A 16,158-nucleotide genomic window follows, 5' to 3' on the forward strand; every position below is an offset into this window, starting at 1 on the left:
GCGATGCGGCTGGCCGTCTGGACCTACGAGGGACCGCCGCACGTCGGGGCGATGCGCGTCGCCACCGCCATGCGCGGCGTCCACTACGTCCTCCACGCGCCGCAGGGCGATACCTACGCCGACCTCCTGTTCACCATGATCGAGCGCCGTGGCGAGCGCCCGCCGGTCACCTACACCACCTTCCAGGCCCGCGACCTGGGCGGCGACACCGCCGAGCTGTTCAAGACCGCCGCCCGCCAGGCCTATGAGCGGTTCCAGCCCGAACTGATGATCGTCGGCGCGTCGTGCACCGCCGAACTGATCCAGGACGATCCCGGCGGCCTTGCCGGAACCCTCGGCCTGCCGTGCCCGGTGATCCCGCTGGAGCTTCCGAGCTACAGCCGCAAGGAGCATTGGGGCGCGTCGGAAACCTTTTACCAGATCGTCCGCGCGCTCTGCCCGGCCGGGGCGCCGAGGCCAGCGCGTGAGCGGATCAGCGCCAACATCCTCGGCCCGGCGGCACTCGGCTTCCGCCACCGTGACGACGTGCGCGAAGTCACCCGGATCCTCGAACTGCTCGGGATCGAGGTCAATGTCGTCGCTCCCCTTGGTGCGTCGCCCTCGGACATCCGCCGCCTGCCCGACGCCCGGTTCAACATCTGCCTCTACCCCGAGATCGGCGACGAGGCCGCGCGCTACCTGGAAAAGCAGGGCCAGCCCTGCATCCGCACCGTTCCCCTCGGAGTCGCAGCGACCCGCCGCTTCATCGAGGAAGTCGCTGCGGTGGCCGGGGTGGACCCCGCACCGGCGCTCAACCATCCCGACCTGCGGATGCCGTGGTGGAGCCGCTCGGTCGATTCCACCTACCTGACCGGCAAGCGCGTCTTCATCTTCGGCGATGCCACCCATGCCGCCGCCGCCGCCCGCGTCGCCGCGCACGAACTTGGCTTCAAGGTCTGCGGCATCGGCTGCTTCAACCGCGAATTCGCGCGCGACGTCCGCACCGTCGCGGCCGAACTCGGCCTCGAAGCGCTGATCACCGACGACCATCTAGAGGTCGAGGAGGCGATTGCCGCCGCCCAGCCGGAGCTGGTGCTCGGCACGCAGATGGAGCGCCACACCGCCAAGCGGCTTGGCATCCCCTGCGCGGTCATCTCGGCCCCGGTCCACGTCCAGGATTTCCCTGCGCGTCACTCCCCCCAGATGGGGATCGAGGGCGCGAACGTGCTGTTCGACAGCTGGGTCCATCCGCTGGTGATGGGCCTTGAGGAACATCTGCTGACGATGTTCCGCGACGATCCGGAATTCCACGACGGGGCCGGCGCAAGCCACCTCGGCGGCCATGGCGCAACCGCCTCGACGCAGGATCCCGAGCCTGCCGCACCATCGGCGGAGGCCGTTGCCGGCTGGACCGCCGAGGCCGAGGCCGAACTGCGCAAGATCCCGTTCTTCGTGCGCGGCAAGGCGCGCCGCAACACCGAGGCATTCGCCGCCAGTCACGGCCTTGCCACGGTCGAACTCGCCACCCTCTACGAGGCCAAGGCGCATTATGGCCGCTGACTCACCGATCCGCGTCCGGGTGGCGATCGTCACCCTCGACAAGCATCTGGCGGGTGCGGTCGCCCGCGCCAACGATCGGCTCGCGGCCGACGGCATCGCGATCGATTTCCATGCCGCGTCCGAATGGGATCGCGACCCCGCCGCGCTGACGGCCGCCGCCGCCTCGGTGGAACGCGCCGACATCGTCATCGCGACCATGCTGTTCCTCGACGACCATATCCGCGCGATCCGCCCGGCGCTGGAAGCCCGGCGCGAGCAGTGCGACGCCTTCCTCGGCCTGATGAGCGGATCCGAGATTGTCCAGATGACCCGGCTCGGCGGCTGGCGGATGGATGCGCCGGCGACCGGCCCGATGGCGCTCCTCAAGCGGCTGCGCGGAGCCAAGAAGCCGGGGGCCAGCTCGGGCGCCGGGCAGATGAAGATGCTGCGCCGGCTGCCCAAGCTGCTGCGCTTCGTGCCCGGCACCGCGCAGGACGTGCGGGCCTATTTCCTGACGCTGCAATATTGGCTTGCGGGCAGCGACGACAATGTCGTGGCGATGGTCCGCGCGCTGGTCGACCGCTACGCCGATGGCGAACGGCGCAGCTATCGCGGCGCGACCAGGGCCGAGGCGCCGCGTTCCTATCCCGAGGTCGGGCTCTATCACCCGGATGCTCCCGGTCGGCTGGTCGAGCAGGTCGCGCAGCTTCCGAACCGCGCCGGCGGTGGGGCTGGAACGGTCGGTCTGCTGCTGCTCCGCTCCTACCTCCTTGGCCGTGATACCGGTCATTATGACGGTGTCATCGCGGCGATGGAGGAGAGGGGCCTGACCGTCGTCCCGGCCTTCGCCAGCGGCCTCGATTCGCGCCCTGCGATCGAACGCTATTTCGTTCGCGACGGCCGCGCGGTGGTCGATGCGGTGGTCAGCCTGACCGGCTTCAGCCTGGTCGGCGGACCGGCCTATAACGATGCGGAGGGCGCGGTCGCCACGCTGGCCGAGCTCGACGTGCCCTACGTCGCCGCGCAGGCGCTCGAATTCCAGTCGCTCGACCAGTGGCGGGCCGGCGCCCAGGGGCTGCTTCCGCTGGAAGCGATGATGATGGTCGCCATCCCCGAGCTCGACGGAGCGATCTGCAGCAGCGTCTACGGCGGCCGCAGCGGGTCGGTCGACGCCCCGATGCGCAGCATGGCCGGCTGTCCCGAGCGCTCCGCCGCACTGGCCGCCAAGACCGCCCGGCTGATAGCCTTGCGCCGCACCGAACGGGCCGAGCGCCGGCTTGCTATCACCCTGTTCAATTTCCCGCCCAACGCCGGCGCGACCGGCACCGCCGCCTTCCTCGCGGTGTGGGAATCGCTCCACGCGACTCTCGTTCGCCTGGCGCGCGAAGGCTATTGCGTCGACGTGCCTGACAGCGTCGATGCGCTGCGCTTCGCGGTGCTCGAGGGCAATTCACGCCAGTATGGCAGCGACGCTAACGTCGAGGCGCGGGTCAGCGCCGACGATCATGTCCGGCGCGAACCGCACCTGGCCGAGATCGAGCGGCAGTGGGGTCCAGCCCCCGGCCGCCAGCAGTCCGACGGCGGCGCGATCCACGTGCTCGGCAGTCGCTTCGGCAATGTCTTCGTCGGCATCCAGCCCGCCTTCGGAACTGAGGGCGACCCGATGCGCCTGCTGTTCGAGAAGAACTTCGCGCCGACCCACGCCTTCAGCGTCTATTACCGCTGGCTGCGCGAGGATTTCGGCGCCCATGCCGTGCTCCACTTCGGCACCCACGGCGCGCTCGAATTCATGCCCGGCAAGCAGGCCGGCCTGTCGGGCGACTGCTGGCCCGAACGGCTGATCGGCGACCTGCCAAACTTTTACCTTTATGCCTCCAACAACCCGTCCGAAGGCCTGCTCGCCAAGCGCCGCAGCGGTGCGACCCTGGTCAGCTACCTGACCCCGCCGCTCGCCAATGCCGGGCTCTACAAGGGACTGGCCCAGTGCAAGGCGCTGATCGAGCGCTGGCGGGTGACCGCGCCGGGCGCCGCCGACCGCGCTGACCTCGAAGCAGCCATCGCCGCCAAGGCCGAGGAACTGGACCTCGCCGCGGCCGATCCCGCCGCCATCGCCGCCCGCCTCTACGAAGTCGAAACCAGCCTCATCCCCGACGGCCTCCACGTCCTTGGCACCGTTCCGCAGGGCGCGGTGCGCGAGCGTTTCCTCGATGCCGTTCCGGAGGACAGCCGCGCCGCGACCGCCGCTGGGCTCGACCGGACCGACGAGCTTGCCTCGCTGATCCATGCGCTCGACGGCGGCTACGTCCGGCCCGCGCCCGGCGGCGACGTCATCCGCAATCCCGCCGTGCTTCCGACCGGCCGCAACGTCTGCGGCCTCGACCCCTTCCGCCTGCCGAGCGCCTTCGCCGTCGCGCAAGGCGCCGCCGCTGCCGAGCAGCTGCTGGAGCGCCACCGCGCGACCAACGACGGCAAGCTTCCGCGCAGCCTGGCGATGGTGCTGTGGGGCACCGACAACCTCAAGAGCGAAGGCGCCCAGGTCGCACAGGCGCTGGCGCTGATCGGTGCCCGCCCGCGGCTCGACGGCTACGGCCGCCTGTCGGGCGCCGAGCTGATCCCGCTGGCCGAGCTTGGCCGCCCGCGCATCGACGTGGTGGTGACGCTCTCGGGCATCTTCCGCGACCTGCTGCCGCTGCAGACGCGGATGCTGGCCGAAGCTTCCTACCTCGCCGCCATCGCCGACGAGCCCGCGGACCTGAACTTCGTCCGCGCCAACAGCCTCGCGCACATGGCGACCCATGCCTGCGACCTGGAAACCGCCGCGCTGCGGGTCTTTTCCAACGCCGAGGGGGCCTATGGCGCCAACGTCAACCAGCTGGTCGACGGCGGGGCATGGGCCGATCCGGACGAGCTCGCCGAAGTGTTCGAGCGCCGCAAGGGCTTCGCTTACGGCCGCAAGGGCGCACCGGTGCAGCAGCGCGCGCTGCTCAAGAGCGCTCTGGGTGAAGTCGAACTGACCTACCAGAACCTGGAATCGGTCGAACTCGGCGTGACCGACGTCGACCAGTATATGGACGGGCTGGGCGGGATCAGCCGCTCGGTCGCCCGCGCCCGCGGCGGCAAGGCCCCGCTGATCTACATCGTCGATGAGACCAGCCGCGGCGCCGCCCGGGTCCGCACCCTGTCCGAACAGGTCGAACTCGAAAGCCGCACCCGCACCCTCAATCCTGCCTGGTACGAGGGCATGCTTCGCCACGGCCATGAAGGCGTCCGCAACATCGAGAGCCACGTCGCGACGACGCTTGGCTGGTCGGCGACTACCGGCGCCGTGGCGCCGTGGATCTACCAGCAGATCAGCGAAACCTTCGTCCTCGACCCCGACATGCGCGAACGCCTCGCCGCCCTCAATCCCAAGGCGAGCGCACGCATGGCCGACCGACTGCTCGAAGCCCACGACCGCAACTACTGGCAACCCGATGCCGAAACCCTTGCTGCGCTTCATGCTGCCAGCGACGAGATAGAGGACAGGCTGGAAGGCCTGATGGCCGCAGAATGACCCTAGATCATCCCTTCTCAATGAGCGGCACCCCCACCCTGGCGGAGGGCGACGGCGAAGGTTCGGTGCAGGTCCAGCTCGACCCGACCCAGAAGATCAAGGGCGCCAAGGTGATCGCCGTCTACGGCAAGGGCGGGATCGGCAAGTCGACCACCTCGTCCAACCTGTCGGCGGCCTTTTCGCTGCTCGGTCACCGGGTGCTGCAGATCGGCTGCGACCCCAAGCACGACAGCACCTTCACCCTGACCAAGAAACTGATGCCGACCGTCATCGACGTGCTCGAAAGCGTCAATTTCCATCATGAGGAGCTGCGGCCCGAAGACTATATGTTCGAAGGCTTCAACGGCGTGATGTGCGTCGAGGCCGGCGGACCGCCCGCGGGCACCGGCTGCGGCGGCTACGTGGTCGGGCAGACGGTCAAGTTGCTCAAGCAGCACCACCTGCTGGAAGAAACCGACGTGGTCATCTTCGACGTGCTCGGCGACGTGGTGTGCGGCGGCTTCGCGGCCCCGCTGCAGCATGCCGAGCGGGCGGTGGTGGTCGCCGCCAACGACTTCGACAGCATCTTCGCGATGAACCGGATCATCGCCGCCATCAACGCCAAGGCCAAGAATTACGACGTCCGGCTGGCGGGCGTGATCGCCAACCGCTCGGCCGAGACGGGCGAGATCGACCGCTTCGCCGAAGCGACCGGCCTGGCGCGGCTGGCCCACTTCCGCGACGTCGACGCGATCCGCCGCTCGCGCCTGAAGAAATGCACCCTGTTCGAGATGGAAGACAGCCCCGAAGTGCAGACCGCCCGCGACGAATATATGCGCCTCGCCAAGGCCCTGTGGGACGGGATCGAGCCGTCGACCGCGCGGTCGATGAAGGACCGCGACATCTTCGACTTCCTGGGCTTCGAATGATGGCCAGCAGCGCCGCCCCGCTCATCTCGGCGCCGGCCTATGCCGAGCGGCGCGAGGCGCTGCGTACCTATTTCGACCGGACCGCCCGGGGTGCCTGGATCGACCTGACGTCCGACGCCAAGGTCAGCCGCATCCGCCGCACCGTGCGCGCGGGGCGGGACGAGATGCGGGCGACGTTGCTGTCCTGGCTTCCGGCGGTGCTCGACGGACGCCGCTTGCTCGACGCCGGCTGCGGCACCGGCGCGCTGGCCGAGCTGGCCGCCAAACGCGGGGCGCAGGTCGTCGCGGTCGACGTTGCCGGGGGCCTGATCGAAGTCGCCAGGGTGCGGGTGCTGGCGACCGGCGCCTCCTTCCACGCCGGTGACATGCTCGATCCCGCCTTTGGCGAATTCGATCATGTGGTGGCGATGGACTCGTTGATCCATTATCGCGCGGACGACCTGGTCGCCGCCATCGCCTGCCTCGCGGCCCGGACCCGTTACTCTTTGCTGTTCACCGTCGCCCCGGGAAGCCGCCTGCTCTCGGCGATGCTGAGCCTTGGCCGGTTCTTCCCGCGCAAGGATCGCTCGCCCGCCATCGTCCCGATCACCGAGGCCGAGCTGCGCCGCCGCCTGGCGCAACTGCCGGGCTGGAAAGTCGCACGGAGCGCGCGGATCAGCCGCGGCTTCTACAAGAGCCACGCCATTGAACTGGTTCGCCAGCCGTGAGCGGACGGGTCATCTCTCCCGACATGTGGACCCGGGTGGCGACCTCCTGGCTGCCGTTCGCCGATGGGGCGAGCGCCGAATTGCCCCTCGGCCGGCTGCTCCGCCTGTCGCTGTTCCAGGTCAGCGCCGGAATGACCGCGGCGCTGCTCAGCGGAACGCTCAACCGCGTCCTGATCGTCGAACTCGGGGTCAGTTCGGGTCTGGTCGCGGCGTTGATCGCCATCCCGCTGCTGATGGCTCCGTTCCGCGCGCTGATCGGGCATCGCTCCGACCACCATCGCTCGGTGCTCGGCTGGCGGCGGGTGCCTTACCTGTGGTTCGGGACGCTGCTGCAATTCGGCGGGCTGGCGCTGATGCCCTTCGCGCTGCTGATCCTGTCGACCGAACAGGGCAGGGCGCTTGGCCTTGCCGCGTCCGGTTTCGCGTTCCTCCTCACCGGGACCGGACTCCACGTCGCCCAGACCGCGGGCCTGGCGCTGGTCGCCGACCTTGCGCCCGAGGATCGCCGCCCACGAGCGGTCGCGCTGCTCTACGTCATGCTGCTGCTCGGCACGATGGTCAGCGCGCTGGTGATCGGCGCGGCTCTGGCCGACTTTTCGGCGACCCGGCTGGTGCAGGTCATCCAGGGCGCGGCGCTCGCCGCCCTGTTGCTCAACATCGCCGCCCCCTGGAAGCAGGAAAGCCGCCGCTCGCGTGCCGAGATGGCCGCCCAGCCGCCCGCGCCCTCGTTCGGCGACATGTGGGCGAAGCTGATGGCCGAGGACAACAGCCGCCGGCTGCTGGTCTCGGTCGGGCTCGGCACCGCCGCTTTCACCATGCAAGACGTCCTGCTGGAGCCCTATGGCGGCGAGATCCTCGGCCTTGCGGTCGGTGCGACCACCTCGCTGACGGCGCTGTGGGCGCTCGGCGCGCTGTGCGGTTTCGCGCTGGCCGGCGTGCGCCTGGCCCGCGGCAGCGAGCCGCATCGCCTCGCCGGGTTCGGCTGCGTCGCCGGCCTCGTCGCCTTCACCCTCGTCATCTTCGCCGCGCCTGCTTCGGCGCCCCTCCTGCTGATGCTGGGCGCGGCGTTGATCGGCTTAGGCGCCGGACTGTTCATGGTCGGGACCCTGGTCGCCGCCATGAACCTGGCGCAGCGCTCGCCTTCGGGCCTCGCGCTTGGCGCGTGGGGCGCGGTGCAGGCGTCCGCCGCCGGCCTTGCCATCCTGCTCGGCGGGATCGTGCGCGACGCGATCGCCGCCACCGCCACGGCCGGAGAGCTTGGCGCGACGCTGGCCGTCCGGGCGACCGGCTATGGCGCGGTCTACGCTGCCGAGATCGTGTTGCTGCTTCTGACCATCGCGGTCCTCGGACCGCTCGTGCGTGCCCAGACCAATTCCACCGACGCCGCGCCACGCTTCGGCCTGGCTCAATTTCCGAGCTGAAGAGACAAGGACAAGGACGCCATGCACCACGAAATCATCGTCGGCCGGCTCGATGTCGCAGAACTCGTCTTCTACGCCTTCGTGGGCTTCTTCGTCGCGCTGGTCTTCTACCTGCGCCGCGAGGACCGACGCGAGGGCTATCCGCTTGAGGACGCGATGACCGGACGGGTCGACAGCGCCTGGGGACCGCTGACGGCGTCCACCTACAAGCGCTTCAAGCTACCGTTCGACCGCGGTTACGCGACCACCCCGTCGCAGGGCCGCGAGCCGGTCGATCTGGCGGGCGCCCGCCCGTTCGCCCGCTTCCACGGCGCCCCCTACGTGCCGACCGGCGATCCGCTGGTCGATGGCGTCGGCCCGGCCGCCTGGGTCAAGCGCGCCGATTATCCCGACCAGGACATGGAAGGCCGGCCGCGGATCGTGCCGCTCAGCCATGACGACCACTGGTCGATCGCGCGGGAGGATCCGAACCTCGTCGGAATGACCGTCACCGGCGCCGACCACAAGGTCGCCGGGACCATCACCGACGTCTGGATCGACCGTTCCGACCACCTCGTACGCTACGTCGATGTGGCGCTGGAAGGCGGCGGGCGAACGGTCCAGGTGCCCTTCCTGATGGGCACGGTGAAGCGCGCCAAGCGCCTGTTCCACGTCGATGCGATCAGCGCGGAGCAGTTCAGCCGCGCCCCGACGCTCGCGACCGCCGGCCAGATCACCCGCCGCGAGGAGGACCAGCTGGTCGGCTATTTCGGTGGCGGCTACCTCTACGGACTGCCCGGCCGCACGGAGCCGTGGCTGTGAGCGGCCCGCTTGCCGACCGGCTGAACGGCCTCCCGGCCCCGCTTCCGCCCGGCGAGACGATCGTGTGGCAGGGACGTCCCGACGCCGGCCGCCTCCTGCAGGAGGCCTTCCACGCCCGGGCGATCGCCTTCTATTTCGCGCTGCTGAGCGCGGCCGGACTGTTGATGGGCAGCGTGACCGGCGCGCTGCTGACGGTCGGCGCCGGCGCGATCTGCCTTGGGGTGCTGGCCCTGCTCGCCCGCGCCTCGGCCCGCACCAGCGTCTACACGCTGACCGACCGCCGCCTCGTAATGCGGGTCGGCATGGCGCTGCCGATGCATTTCAACCTCCCGCTCAAGCAGGTCGCGGCCGCCGACCTGCGCCTGGCCGCCGACGGCAGCGGCGACATTTCGCTCCGCCTCGCCGGTAACGGCCGGATCGCCTGGGCCCTGCTGTGGCCGCATGTCCGCCCGTGGCGCACCCGCAACCCCGAGCCGATGCTGCGCGCCATTCCGGACGCCGAAGCCGTGGCCCGCCAGCTTTACCAATGCTGCGCCGCGCTGGTCGAGGTCGACGCCGACGCGCCGCCTCCGGTCCAGGTCCGGCCCGTGCGTCGCCCCGCCCGAATCGCCGCCCAGCCTGCCGAGGTCGCCGCATGATCGACGATCACAGCCACGAGAACATGGTTCCGCCGGCCGCCCTCAAGGCCGCGGTCGCACTGGTCGGCTTTTCGCTGCTGCTGGTGGCCGGGGTCAGGGTCGGCGCGGTGTCGCCCTCCGCCAACCCCTCGCAGATCCGGGCCGAGGCCGGACTTCGTCCCACCGCCGAGCGCCAGCTCCGTTTCGCCGACACCGCGGATGGCAAGGTGCTCGTCACCGACGCCGCCACCGGCCGCGACGTCGCGGCGATCGGGGCGGAAGGAAGCGGCTTCATCCGCGGCGTGATGCGCGGGCTTGCCCGCGAACGCCGCCAGCACGGGGAAGGCGCGGCTGCCCCGTTCCGGCTATCGGCCTGGCCCAACGGCGGGCTGACGCTGACCGACGACACCACCGGCCGGGTGATCGAGCTCGGCTCGTTCGGACCCTCCAACCGCGCCGCCTTCGCGCATTTCCTCGTCACCGGGAGAGAAGCCTCGTGAGCCTGTTCTGCGCCGCCCGCTTCGACACGCCGTGCCGCATCGCGGTCCAGCACGATCCCGACGCGCTGCACGCGCATCTTGAACTGCCCGACGGACTGGAGATGGGTCCGGGCGACCGCATCACCGTGCACGGCGCGCCGGTTGTCGTTCCCTTTGGCCAGAGTCTGACCATCGACCGCACCGCCACCGTCGAGGTCGCCGGCCCGCTTCGCCGCGCCTGGACCCGGCTGACCGCGCATTTCGAAATGGCCGAACTCTACGAAGTCAGTTTTTCGCCCGGGAGGCTCGCATGAACGCTCATGCCCACATCAAGACCTCGAACGAATCGCTCGCTAAGGCGTGCGAGGACACGGTCCTGAGCCCGCGCTTCTACACCACCGACTTCGACGCGCTGAACCGCATCGACGTGTCGTCCGTCCGCACCGAATGGGATGCGCTGATGGCCGATTTCGACCGGGACGAGAACAAGAAGCATTTCAAGCGGACCGAGGATTTTGAAGGCGTCCTCGAAAACCTCCCGGCGCCGCTTCGGCGGGAGTTCATCGACTTCCTCGTCAGCTCGCTGACGTCGGAATTCTCGGGCTGCGTGCTCTACGCCGAGATCGCCAAGCGGGTCACCAACCCGGACATGAAGAAGCTGTTCAAGACGCTGGCCCGCGACGAAAGCCGCCACGCCGGCTTTATCAACGAAACGCTCAAGGACGCCGGCCTCGGGATCGACCTCGGCTTCCTCACCAAGACCAAGAAATACACCCATTTCCGGCCCAAGTTCATCTTCTACGCCGTCTATCTGTCGGAAAAGATCGGCTACGCCCGCTACATCGCCATCTACCGCCAGCTGGAGCGTCACCCCGAACTTCGCTTCCACCCGATCTTCAGCTGGTTCGAACGCTGGTGCCAGGACGAATTCCGCCACGGTGAGGCCTTTGCCATGCTGATGCGCGCCGACCCCAGGCTGCTGACCGGCGTCAACAAATTGTGGATCCGCTTCTTCCTGCTGTCGGTCTACGCGACGATGTACGTGCGCGATCACGGCCGGCCTGAATTCCACAAGGCGATCGGAGTTGATCCGACCGACTATGATTATCAGGTGTTCCAGATCTGCAATCAGATCAGCCGCCAGGTCTTCCCGGTCGAGCTGCCGATCGACGATCCGCGGTTCCGCGCCGCGATGGAGCAGTTGCGCATCAGCCACGACAAGCTGTCGGCGCGCCGCGGACTGGCCCGTATCCCGCACCTGATCGGCGCCGGGATCGCCTTTGCGCGGATGTATTTCCTTCGTCCTGCAAGCCACGCCTTGCCGGCCCAGGTCCGGCTGCAGCCCGCCTGGTGACCCTCGACAACCACCTCCTCCCCGCAGCAGCGGTGTTGTTCGCCTGGTTCGCGAGCACGGGGCTGGTCGTGTGGATGGTTCATCGCCCCCGCGCCACCTATCGCGGGGCGATGCTGTGGACCACGCTGGCGGCAATCGTCGGGGTCGCCGTCATCGCCGCCACCCGCCACGACAGCGGCGCGATTGGCACCTACGCCGCCGCGCTTGCTGCGCTGGCGATCTGGGGGTGGCAGGAGTTTGCCTTCCTGACCGGCGCGGCCGCCGGCCCCCGCCGGATCGCCGCCGACCGCGACGCAACCGGTGTCCGCCGTTTCCTGCAGGCCTCGGCCGCCCTGTTGTGGCACGAGCTTGCCCTTGCCGCGCTGCTGGCGCTGCTTGCGGCGCTCTGCTGGGGGATGGCCAATACGACGGGCGCGGCGGTGTTCGGGCTGCTGTTCGTCCTGCGCCTTGCCGCCAAGCTCGCCATCTTCAGCGGTGTGCCGAACCTGACGGACGAGCTGCTTCCGGCCCAGCTTCACCATCTGCGGAGCTACTACGGGCCCCGGCGGATGAGCCTGACTTTGGTCCTCATGCTCGGCGCAAGCCTGGCCCTCTCGGTGCTGCTGGCCGGCCGGGCGCTTGCAAGCGACGCCGCTGCCGCGCCCAGCCTGCTGTTCGCGCTTGCCGCGCTCGGCACGCTCGAACTCCTGTTTCTCGCTCTTCCGGTTCGCGACGGCGCCCTGTGGCGCTGGGCTCGGCCGGCTTCATCGACTGCACGCGCCGCGGAACCGGCCTAGGGGGACTAGCCATGGACTATGAAGCTTTTTTCACCGGGGCGCTGGACGAGCTGAAGGGCGAGGGGCGGTATCGCATCTTCGCCGAACTGGAACGCCGCGCGGGCGCCTATCCCAGGGCCCGTCGCCACGGTGGGACCGGCCCTGACGAAGTCACCGTCTGGTGCTCCAACGATTATCTCGGCATGGGCCAGCATCCCAAGGTGCTTGGCGCCATTCACGACACGCTGGATCGCTGCGGCGCGGGGGCGGGCGGAACGCGCAACATCGCCGGCACCACCCACCAGCATGTCTGCCTCGAGCGCGAACTTGCCGACCTGCACGGCAAGGAATCGGCGCTTCTGTTCACCTCGGGCTACGTGTCCAACTGGGCGGCGCTCGGCACCCTCGGGGCGCGCATCCCCAACCTCGTCATCCTGTCGGATGCCGGCAATCACGCCTCGATGATCGAGGGGATCCGCCATAGCCGGGCCGAACGGCAGGTGTTCGCGCACAACGACTGGCGCGACCTCGATCGGCGGCTTGCGGCGCTGCCCAAGGACCAGCCCAAGCTGGTTGCGTTCGAAAGCGTCTATTCGATGGACGGCGACATCGCGCCGATCGCCGAGATCCTCGACGTGTGCGAGGCGCACGGGGCGATGAGCTACATCGACGAAGTGCATGCCGTCGGCCTGTACGGCCCGCGCGGCGGTGGCATCGCCGAACGCGAAGGCCTGATGGACCGCATCACGGTGATCGAGGGGACGCTCGGCAAGGCGTTTGGCGTGCTTGGCGGGTACATCGCGGCATCGTCGGCCTTGTGCGACTTCGTCCGCAGCTTCTCGAGCGGCTTCATCTTCACCACGGCGCTTCCGCCGGCGCTGGCGGCCGGGGCGGCGGCAAGCATCCGGCACCTCAAGGACAGCTCGGAAGAGCGGCAGGGCCAGCAGGACCGGGTGGCGACGGTCCGCGCGCGGCTGAAGGCGGTCGGGATCCCGGTGATGGACAATGACAGCCACATCATCCCCGTGATGGTTGGCAACCCCGTCCACTGCAAGCAGATCAGCGACTGGCTGCTGGAGGAGTATGGGATCTACGTGCAGCCGATCAATTACCCCACCGTGCCGCGCGGGACCGAGCGGCTGCGGATCACGCCGTCACCCGTGCATACGGCGGAGGACGTCGACAAGCTGGTCGATGCGCTCAGCGAGATCTGGTCGCGCTGCGCCCTGAGCAGGGTGGCCGTCGCCGCCTGAGGTCGTCGGGACGGCGGCCTCCCGGCATTCGAAGATCGCATGGGGCGGGGTGCCGGCGCGGCAGCCTCGCCCTTTGCTTTGTCTGCCTGTCCTTTTCTACGTCGATGAAGCCCCGTCCGCAGCGATGTGGCGGGCCGGCGCCGTGCGGGACAGTGAGGGCGAGGCCCTACCGGCTTTGGACGAGGCGGGAGCCTGCGGGATAACGGGGCGTTGAACGGTGGCATTCCAGCAAAGCCGAGCGAGAAGCGCCATGAGCACGTCGGACTATCTGTCAGCGAACAACCTGTTCATCCTGATCGGGGTGTTCGTGATCGTCCTGGTCGCGTTCCTGTGGTTCCTGCGCAAGCCGCAGAACCGCCATCCGATGGAGGGCGAGAAGGGCCGGGCGCTGGACGAGGCTCGCGCGCAGGAAAATGCGCAAGGCGTCACCGACGTACCGCCGACGCGCCGCTGAAACAGGTTGAGATCCGCTAGCGGGAAAGCAGCAGGAGGGACGCCTGGGCGCCCCTCCGGCGGTCGTCAGCGAGCTGGCTGATCGACCTCGTTGGGTGCGTTGGGCGGGCTGACCTGACCGGTCATGGCCGCGGGCTGCTGGAGGGCGCGGACCACGCCCTGCTCGGCCGCTGTGCGCGGCTGCGGGTTGTAGCCGGCCGGGCGCAGATACGGATAATCCTTGATCATCGACACCCCGCCGAGCGGCTTGTTCACGCCTTGGTGGCAGGTCAGGCAATTGACCTGCAGCGGAGCGCCGGTCGGGCCCAGGCGGTTGGGCGGGAACACGCCGGCACGGGCCAGCGGACTGATGTGCGAGCCGTTGATGTCGCGCACCATCCGGATCCCGTACCAGGCGGTCGCGCGCTGCGCGCTCGACAGCGACCAGCTGCGGAAGCTCTGGCTGTTGTGGCAGAAGGTGCAATTGACGCCGAGCGACTTCGACACGTGCATCATGATCGCATAGCTGTTTTCGGCGTCGCGCGTGGTCAGCGGCTGGGAGCCGGGATAGGCGGTGCTTGCCGCGACCCGCACGCTTTGCGCGTTGCCGCCAAGATATTCCTCGAACACGCCGGTCGGAAGCGAGGCGTAGCCGACGTTGGCGTCGGGCGTGTTCTGCCCGCGCTTCTGGCCGCGGATGGTCATCTTGTCGGTCGGCTTTTCCGGGCTCCAGACATATTCCGGCACCGGCTGCCCGCGGTGGCAGGTGTAGCAGGTGACGCCGGTCTGGCCGGTGTGGTTGGACCATTGCGAGTTCAGCGACATGGTCATCTTCAGCATCTGCCGAGCGACCTTCTTGGTGTACACGCTGTCGTCCGCCATGTTCGCCGGATTGTGGCAATATTGGCAGTTGGCGGCGTCACCCGCGACCCACAGGCTGATCGAGCTCATCAGGTGCCCGAATTCCTCTTCGGAGAGGTTGTTCAATACCTGGATGTTCTGCCCCTGCACCCGCGGCCCGGTCGAGGCCGCGGCCGACAGCGGGTAGGGCGGCGCGGGAATCGCGGCAGCCGCCTTGATACTGCTGACATCGGTGATCTGGTCCATGCCAGTGCCGCGATAGCCGGTCTGCGTGCTCTGCTTGGAGCCGAGCTCGCAGCCGGACAGCGCCAGCAGCGGAACCACACCGACAAGGAGGAGGCGAGGGTTTGTCATCTCAAGTCTCTCCTCAGCGGGCCGGCAGCGGCGTCGGCGCCGCGGGCGTCGGGACCGTGGTGGGCTGCGTGGCGACGGCCGGCGGTGGACCAGCAGCGTCACCGACCGGAAGTCCTCCGGCGTCGGCCGGAACCGCCGGGCTCGCCGCCGCGCCGGCATCGTAGGGCACGGGCAGGGGCTGGAGGGCAGGGTCGGCGGTGTTGGTCGTCGGATAGGACGGCGCGTAATGATGTTCCTGTGCCCACAGGTACCAGTTGTCGACCACCGTTCCGGTCAGCAGGATGCCGATGCCGCCGGTCAGCGTAGTCAGAACGGCGAACCACCAGGCCCAGCGGTGCACTGATTCCATCGTGGCGTTAAAACCCATGGTCCAGCGCCAGAACAGGGCGGCGCGTTCGAGCGCGGTGCCGCGGTCGGTGATGTGCTCGATTTCGCGCTCGCCGCCGTAGCGGCTGACGGCGAGGATGGTCGCACCGTGCATCGCGAAAAGCAGAGTCGAACCATAGAGGAACGCGATCGAAAGCGCGTGGAAGGGATTGTAGAAGAGGTTGCCGTACCGGATCGAGAAAGCCGCGGTCCAGTCGAGGTGCGGGAAGATCCCGAACGGCACCGCTTCGGCCCAGCTGCCCATCAGGCCGGGGCGGATGAAGCCCAGCACCAGGAACAGCCAGATGGCGCTGGCGAAGGCCCAGGCGACGTGGGTTCCCATGCCGAGCTCCCGCGCGCGGCGGTAGGTGCGTGCCCACCACAGCAGCACCGAGCAAGTCAGGAAGAAACCTGCCATGATCCACCAGCCACCCTGGGCCAGCGGGACGAAGGGGTAGAAGCCCCATTCCGGTCCCGGCGGTTCAAGCGCGAGCCAGGGAAGCTGACGAACGAATTGCACCGGATCCCAGTTCACGCTGGCCCACATGTTGAGACCGATGATCTCGAATGCGAGGAAGCCGCAGATCAGCGAGGCGAGGCCAAGCTTGCCGAGGTAAAAGGGTCCGACCTGCGCGGCACCCAGCTTGCCCAGCCAGTAATGGTAGCCGCCGGTACCGACGCGGGGATCGTTGCCGACCGGGAGGGGCGCTCCATATTCCGGCTTGGACCGAAGCTGCACCTGGGTGAAGATGTTCTGGTAGGCGCCCATGGCTCAATTC

At 68.8% G+C, this 16,158-nt stretch carries 15 protein-coding genes; 13 read left to right on the forward strand and 2 right to left on the reverse strand.

The features are described from left to right. Window positions 1–3 precede the first annotated feature (3 nt). The 13 genes from bchB (at window position 4) to GGQ97_RS06790 (ending at window position 13,820) form a co-directional block, all read left to right on the forward strand. Window positions 4–1,539 carry a ferredoxin:protochlorophyllide reductase (ATP-dependent) subunit B gene (bchB, locus tag GGQ97_RS06730; RefSeq protein WP_168068222.1) on the forward strand — a complete coding sequence of 512 codons (1,536 nt, stop codon included), beginning with the start codon at window positions 4–6 and terminating at the stop codon, window positions 1,537–1,539. Then, entirely contained in the window at window positions 1,529–5,071 is a 3,543-nt protein-coding gene (locus tag GGQ97_RS06735; RefSeq protein WP_168068223.1) for a magnesium chelatase subunit H, read from the forward strand. Before bchB ends, GGQ97_RS06735 begins: the two co-directional genes overlap by 11 nt. Beyond that, window positions 5,068–5,979, forward strand: coding sequence for a ferredoxin:protochlorophyllide reductase (ATP-dependent) iron-sulfur ATP-binding protein (gene bchL / locus GGQ97_RS06740; protein ID WP_425338711.1), 912 nt, complete (start codon window positions 5,068–5,070; stop codon window positions 5,977–5,979). Before GGQ97_RS06735 ends, bchL begins: the two co-directional genes overlap by 4 nt. Beyond that, window positions 5,979–6,686 (forward strand): magnesium protoporphyrin IX methyltransferase, encoded by a 708-nt coding sequence (gene bchM / locus GGQ97_RS06745; protein ID WP_209022803.1) that lies wholly within the window; start codon window positions 5,979–5,981, stop codon window positions 6,684–6,686. Before bchL ends, bchM begins: the two co-directional genes overlap by 1 nt. Then, window positions 6,683–8,107: a BCD family MFS transporter gene (locus GGQ97_RS06750; protein WP_342448467.1), complete on the forward strand. Its 1,425-nt coding sequence runs from the start codon at window positions 6,683–6,685 to the stop codon at window positions 8,105–8,107. Before bchM ends, GGQ97_RS06750 begins: the two co-directional genes overlap by 4 nt. A gap of 21 nt (window positions 8,108–8,128) precedes the next feature. Next, window positions 8,129–8,908, forward strand: coding sequence for a photosynthetic reaction center subunit H (puhA, locus tag GGQ97_RS06755; protein WP_168068224.1), 780 nt, complete (start codon window positions 8,129–8,131; stop codon window positions 8,906–8,908). Then, window positions 8,905–9,546: a photosynthetic complex putative assembly protein PuhB gene (puhB, locus tag GGQ97_RS14525; RefSeq protein ID WP_168068225.1), complete on the forward strand. Its 642-nt coding sequence runs from the start codon at window positions 8,905–8,907 to the stop codon at window positions 9,544–9,546. Before puhA ends, puhB begins: the two co-directional genes overlap by 4 nt. Continuing rightward, on the forward strand, window positions 9,543–10,025 hold the full coding sequence (gene puhC, locus GGQ97_RS06765; protein ID WP_168068226.1) for a photosynthetic complex assembly protein PuhC: 483 nt from the start codon (window positions 9,543–9,545) through the stop codon (window positions 10,023–10,025). Before puhB ends, puhC begins: the two co-directional genes overlap by 4 nt. Beyond that, on the forward strand, window positions 10,022–10,318 hold the full coding sequence (locus tag GGQ97_RS06770) for a hypothetical protein (RefSeq protein ID WP_168068227.1): 297 nt from the start codon (window positions 10,022–10,024) through the stop codon (window positions 10,316–10,318). The genes puhC and GGQ97_RS06770 overlap by 4 nt, the downstream gene beginning before the upstream one ends. Then, window positions 10,315–11,358: a magnesium-protoporphyrin IX monomethyl ester (oxidative) cyclase gene (acsF, locus tag GGQ97_RS06775; RefSeq protein ID WP_168068228.1), complete on the forward strand. Its 1,044-nt coding sequence runs from the start codon at window positions 10,315–10,317 to the stop codon at window positions 11,356–11,358. The genes GGQ97_RS06770 and acsF overlap by 4 nt, the downstream gene beginning before the upstream one ends. Next, window positions 11,355–12,134 (forward strand): putative photosynthetic complex assembly protein PuhE, encoded by a 780-nt coding sequence (gene puhE / locus GGQ97_RS06780; protein ID WP_168068229.1) that lies wholly within the window; start codon window positions 11,355–11,357, stop codon window positions 12,132–12,134. Before acsF ends, puhE begins: the two co-directional genes overlap by 4 nt. A gap of 11 nt (window positions 12,135–12,145) precedes the next feature. Then, a complete protein-coding gene (gene hemA, locus GGQ97_RS06785) occupies window positions 12,146–13,366 on the forward strand; it encodes a 5-aminolevulinate synthase (RefSeq protein ID WP_168068230.1) in 1,221 nt (406 codons plus the stop codon). Between the two features lie 250 nt (window positions 13,367–13,616). Further along, on the forward strand, window positions 13,617–13,820 hold the full coding sequence (locus GGQ97_RS06790; RefSeq protein ID WP_168068231.1) for an LPXTG cell wall anchor domain-containing protein: 204 nt from the start codon (window positions 13,617–13,619) through the stop codon (window positions 13,818–13,820). 65 nt (window positions 13,821–13,885) lie between these two features. On the opposite strand, the gene pufC is transcribed toward GGQ97_RS06790, so the two are convergent. Together pufC and pufM are read right to left on the reverse strand one after the other, a co-directional pair. Beyond that, complete coding sequence (pufC, locus tag GGQ97_RS06795; RefSeq protein WP_168068232.1) at window positions 13,886–15,013, reverse strand: photosynthetic reaction center cytochrome PufC; 1,128 nt, start codon at window positions 15,011–15,013, stop codon at window positions 13,886–13,888. Between the two features lie 13 nt (window positions 15,014–15,026). Next, window positions 15,027–16,148 carry a photosynthetic reaction center subunit M gene (gene pufM, locus GGQ97_RS06800; RefSeq protein WP_168068233.1) on the reverse strand — a complete coding sequence of 374 codons (1,122 nt, stop codon included), beginning with the start codon at window positions 16,146–16,148 and terminating at the stop codon, window positions 15,027–15,029. Between the last annotated feature and the right edge of the window lie 10 nt (window positions 16,149–16,158).

The sequence above is a fragment of the Sphingomonas kaistensis genome, assembly GCF_011927725.1.
Lineage (GTDB): Bacteria > Pseudomonadota > Alphaproteobacteria > Sphingomonadales > Sphingomonadaceae > Sphingomicrobium > Sphingomicrobium kaistense.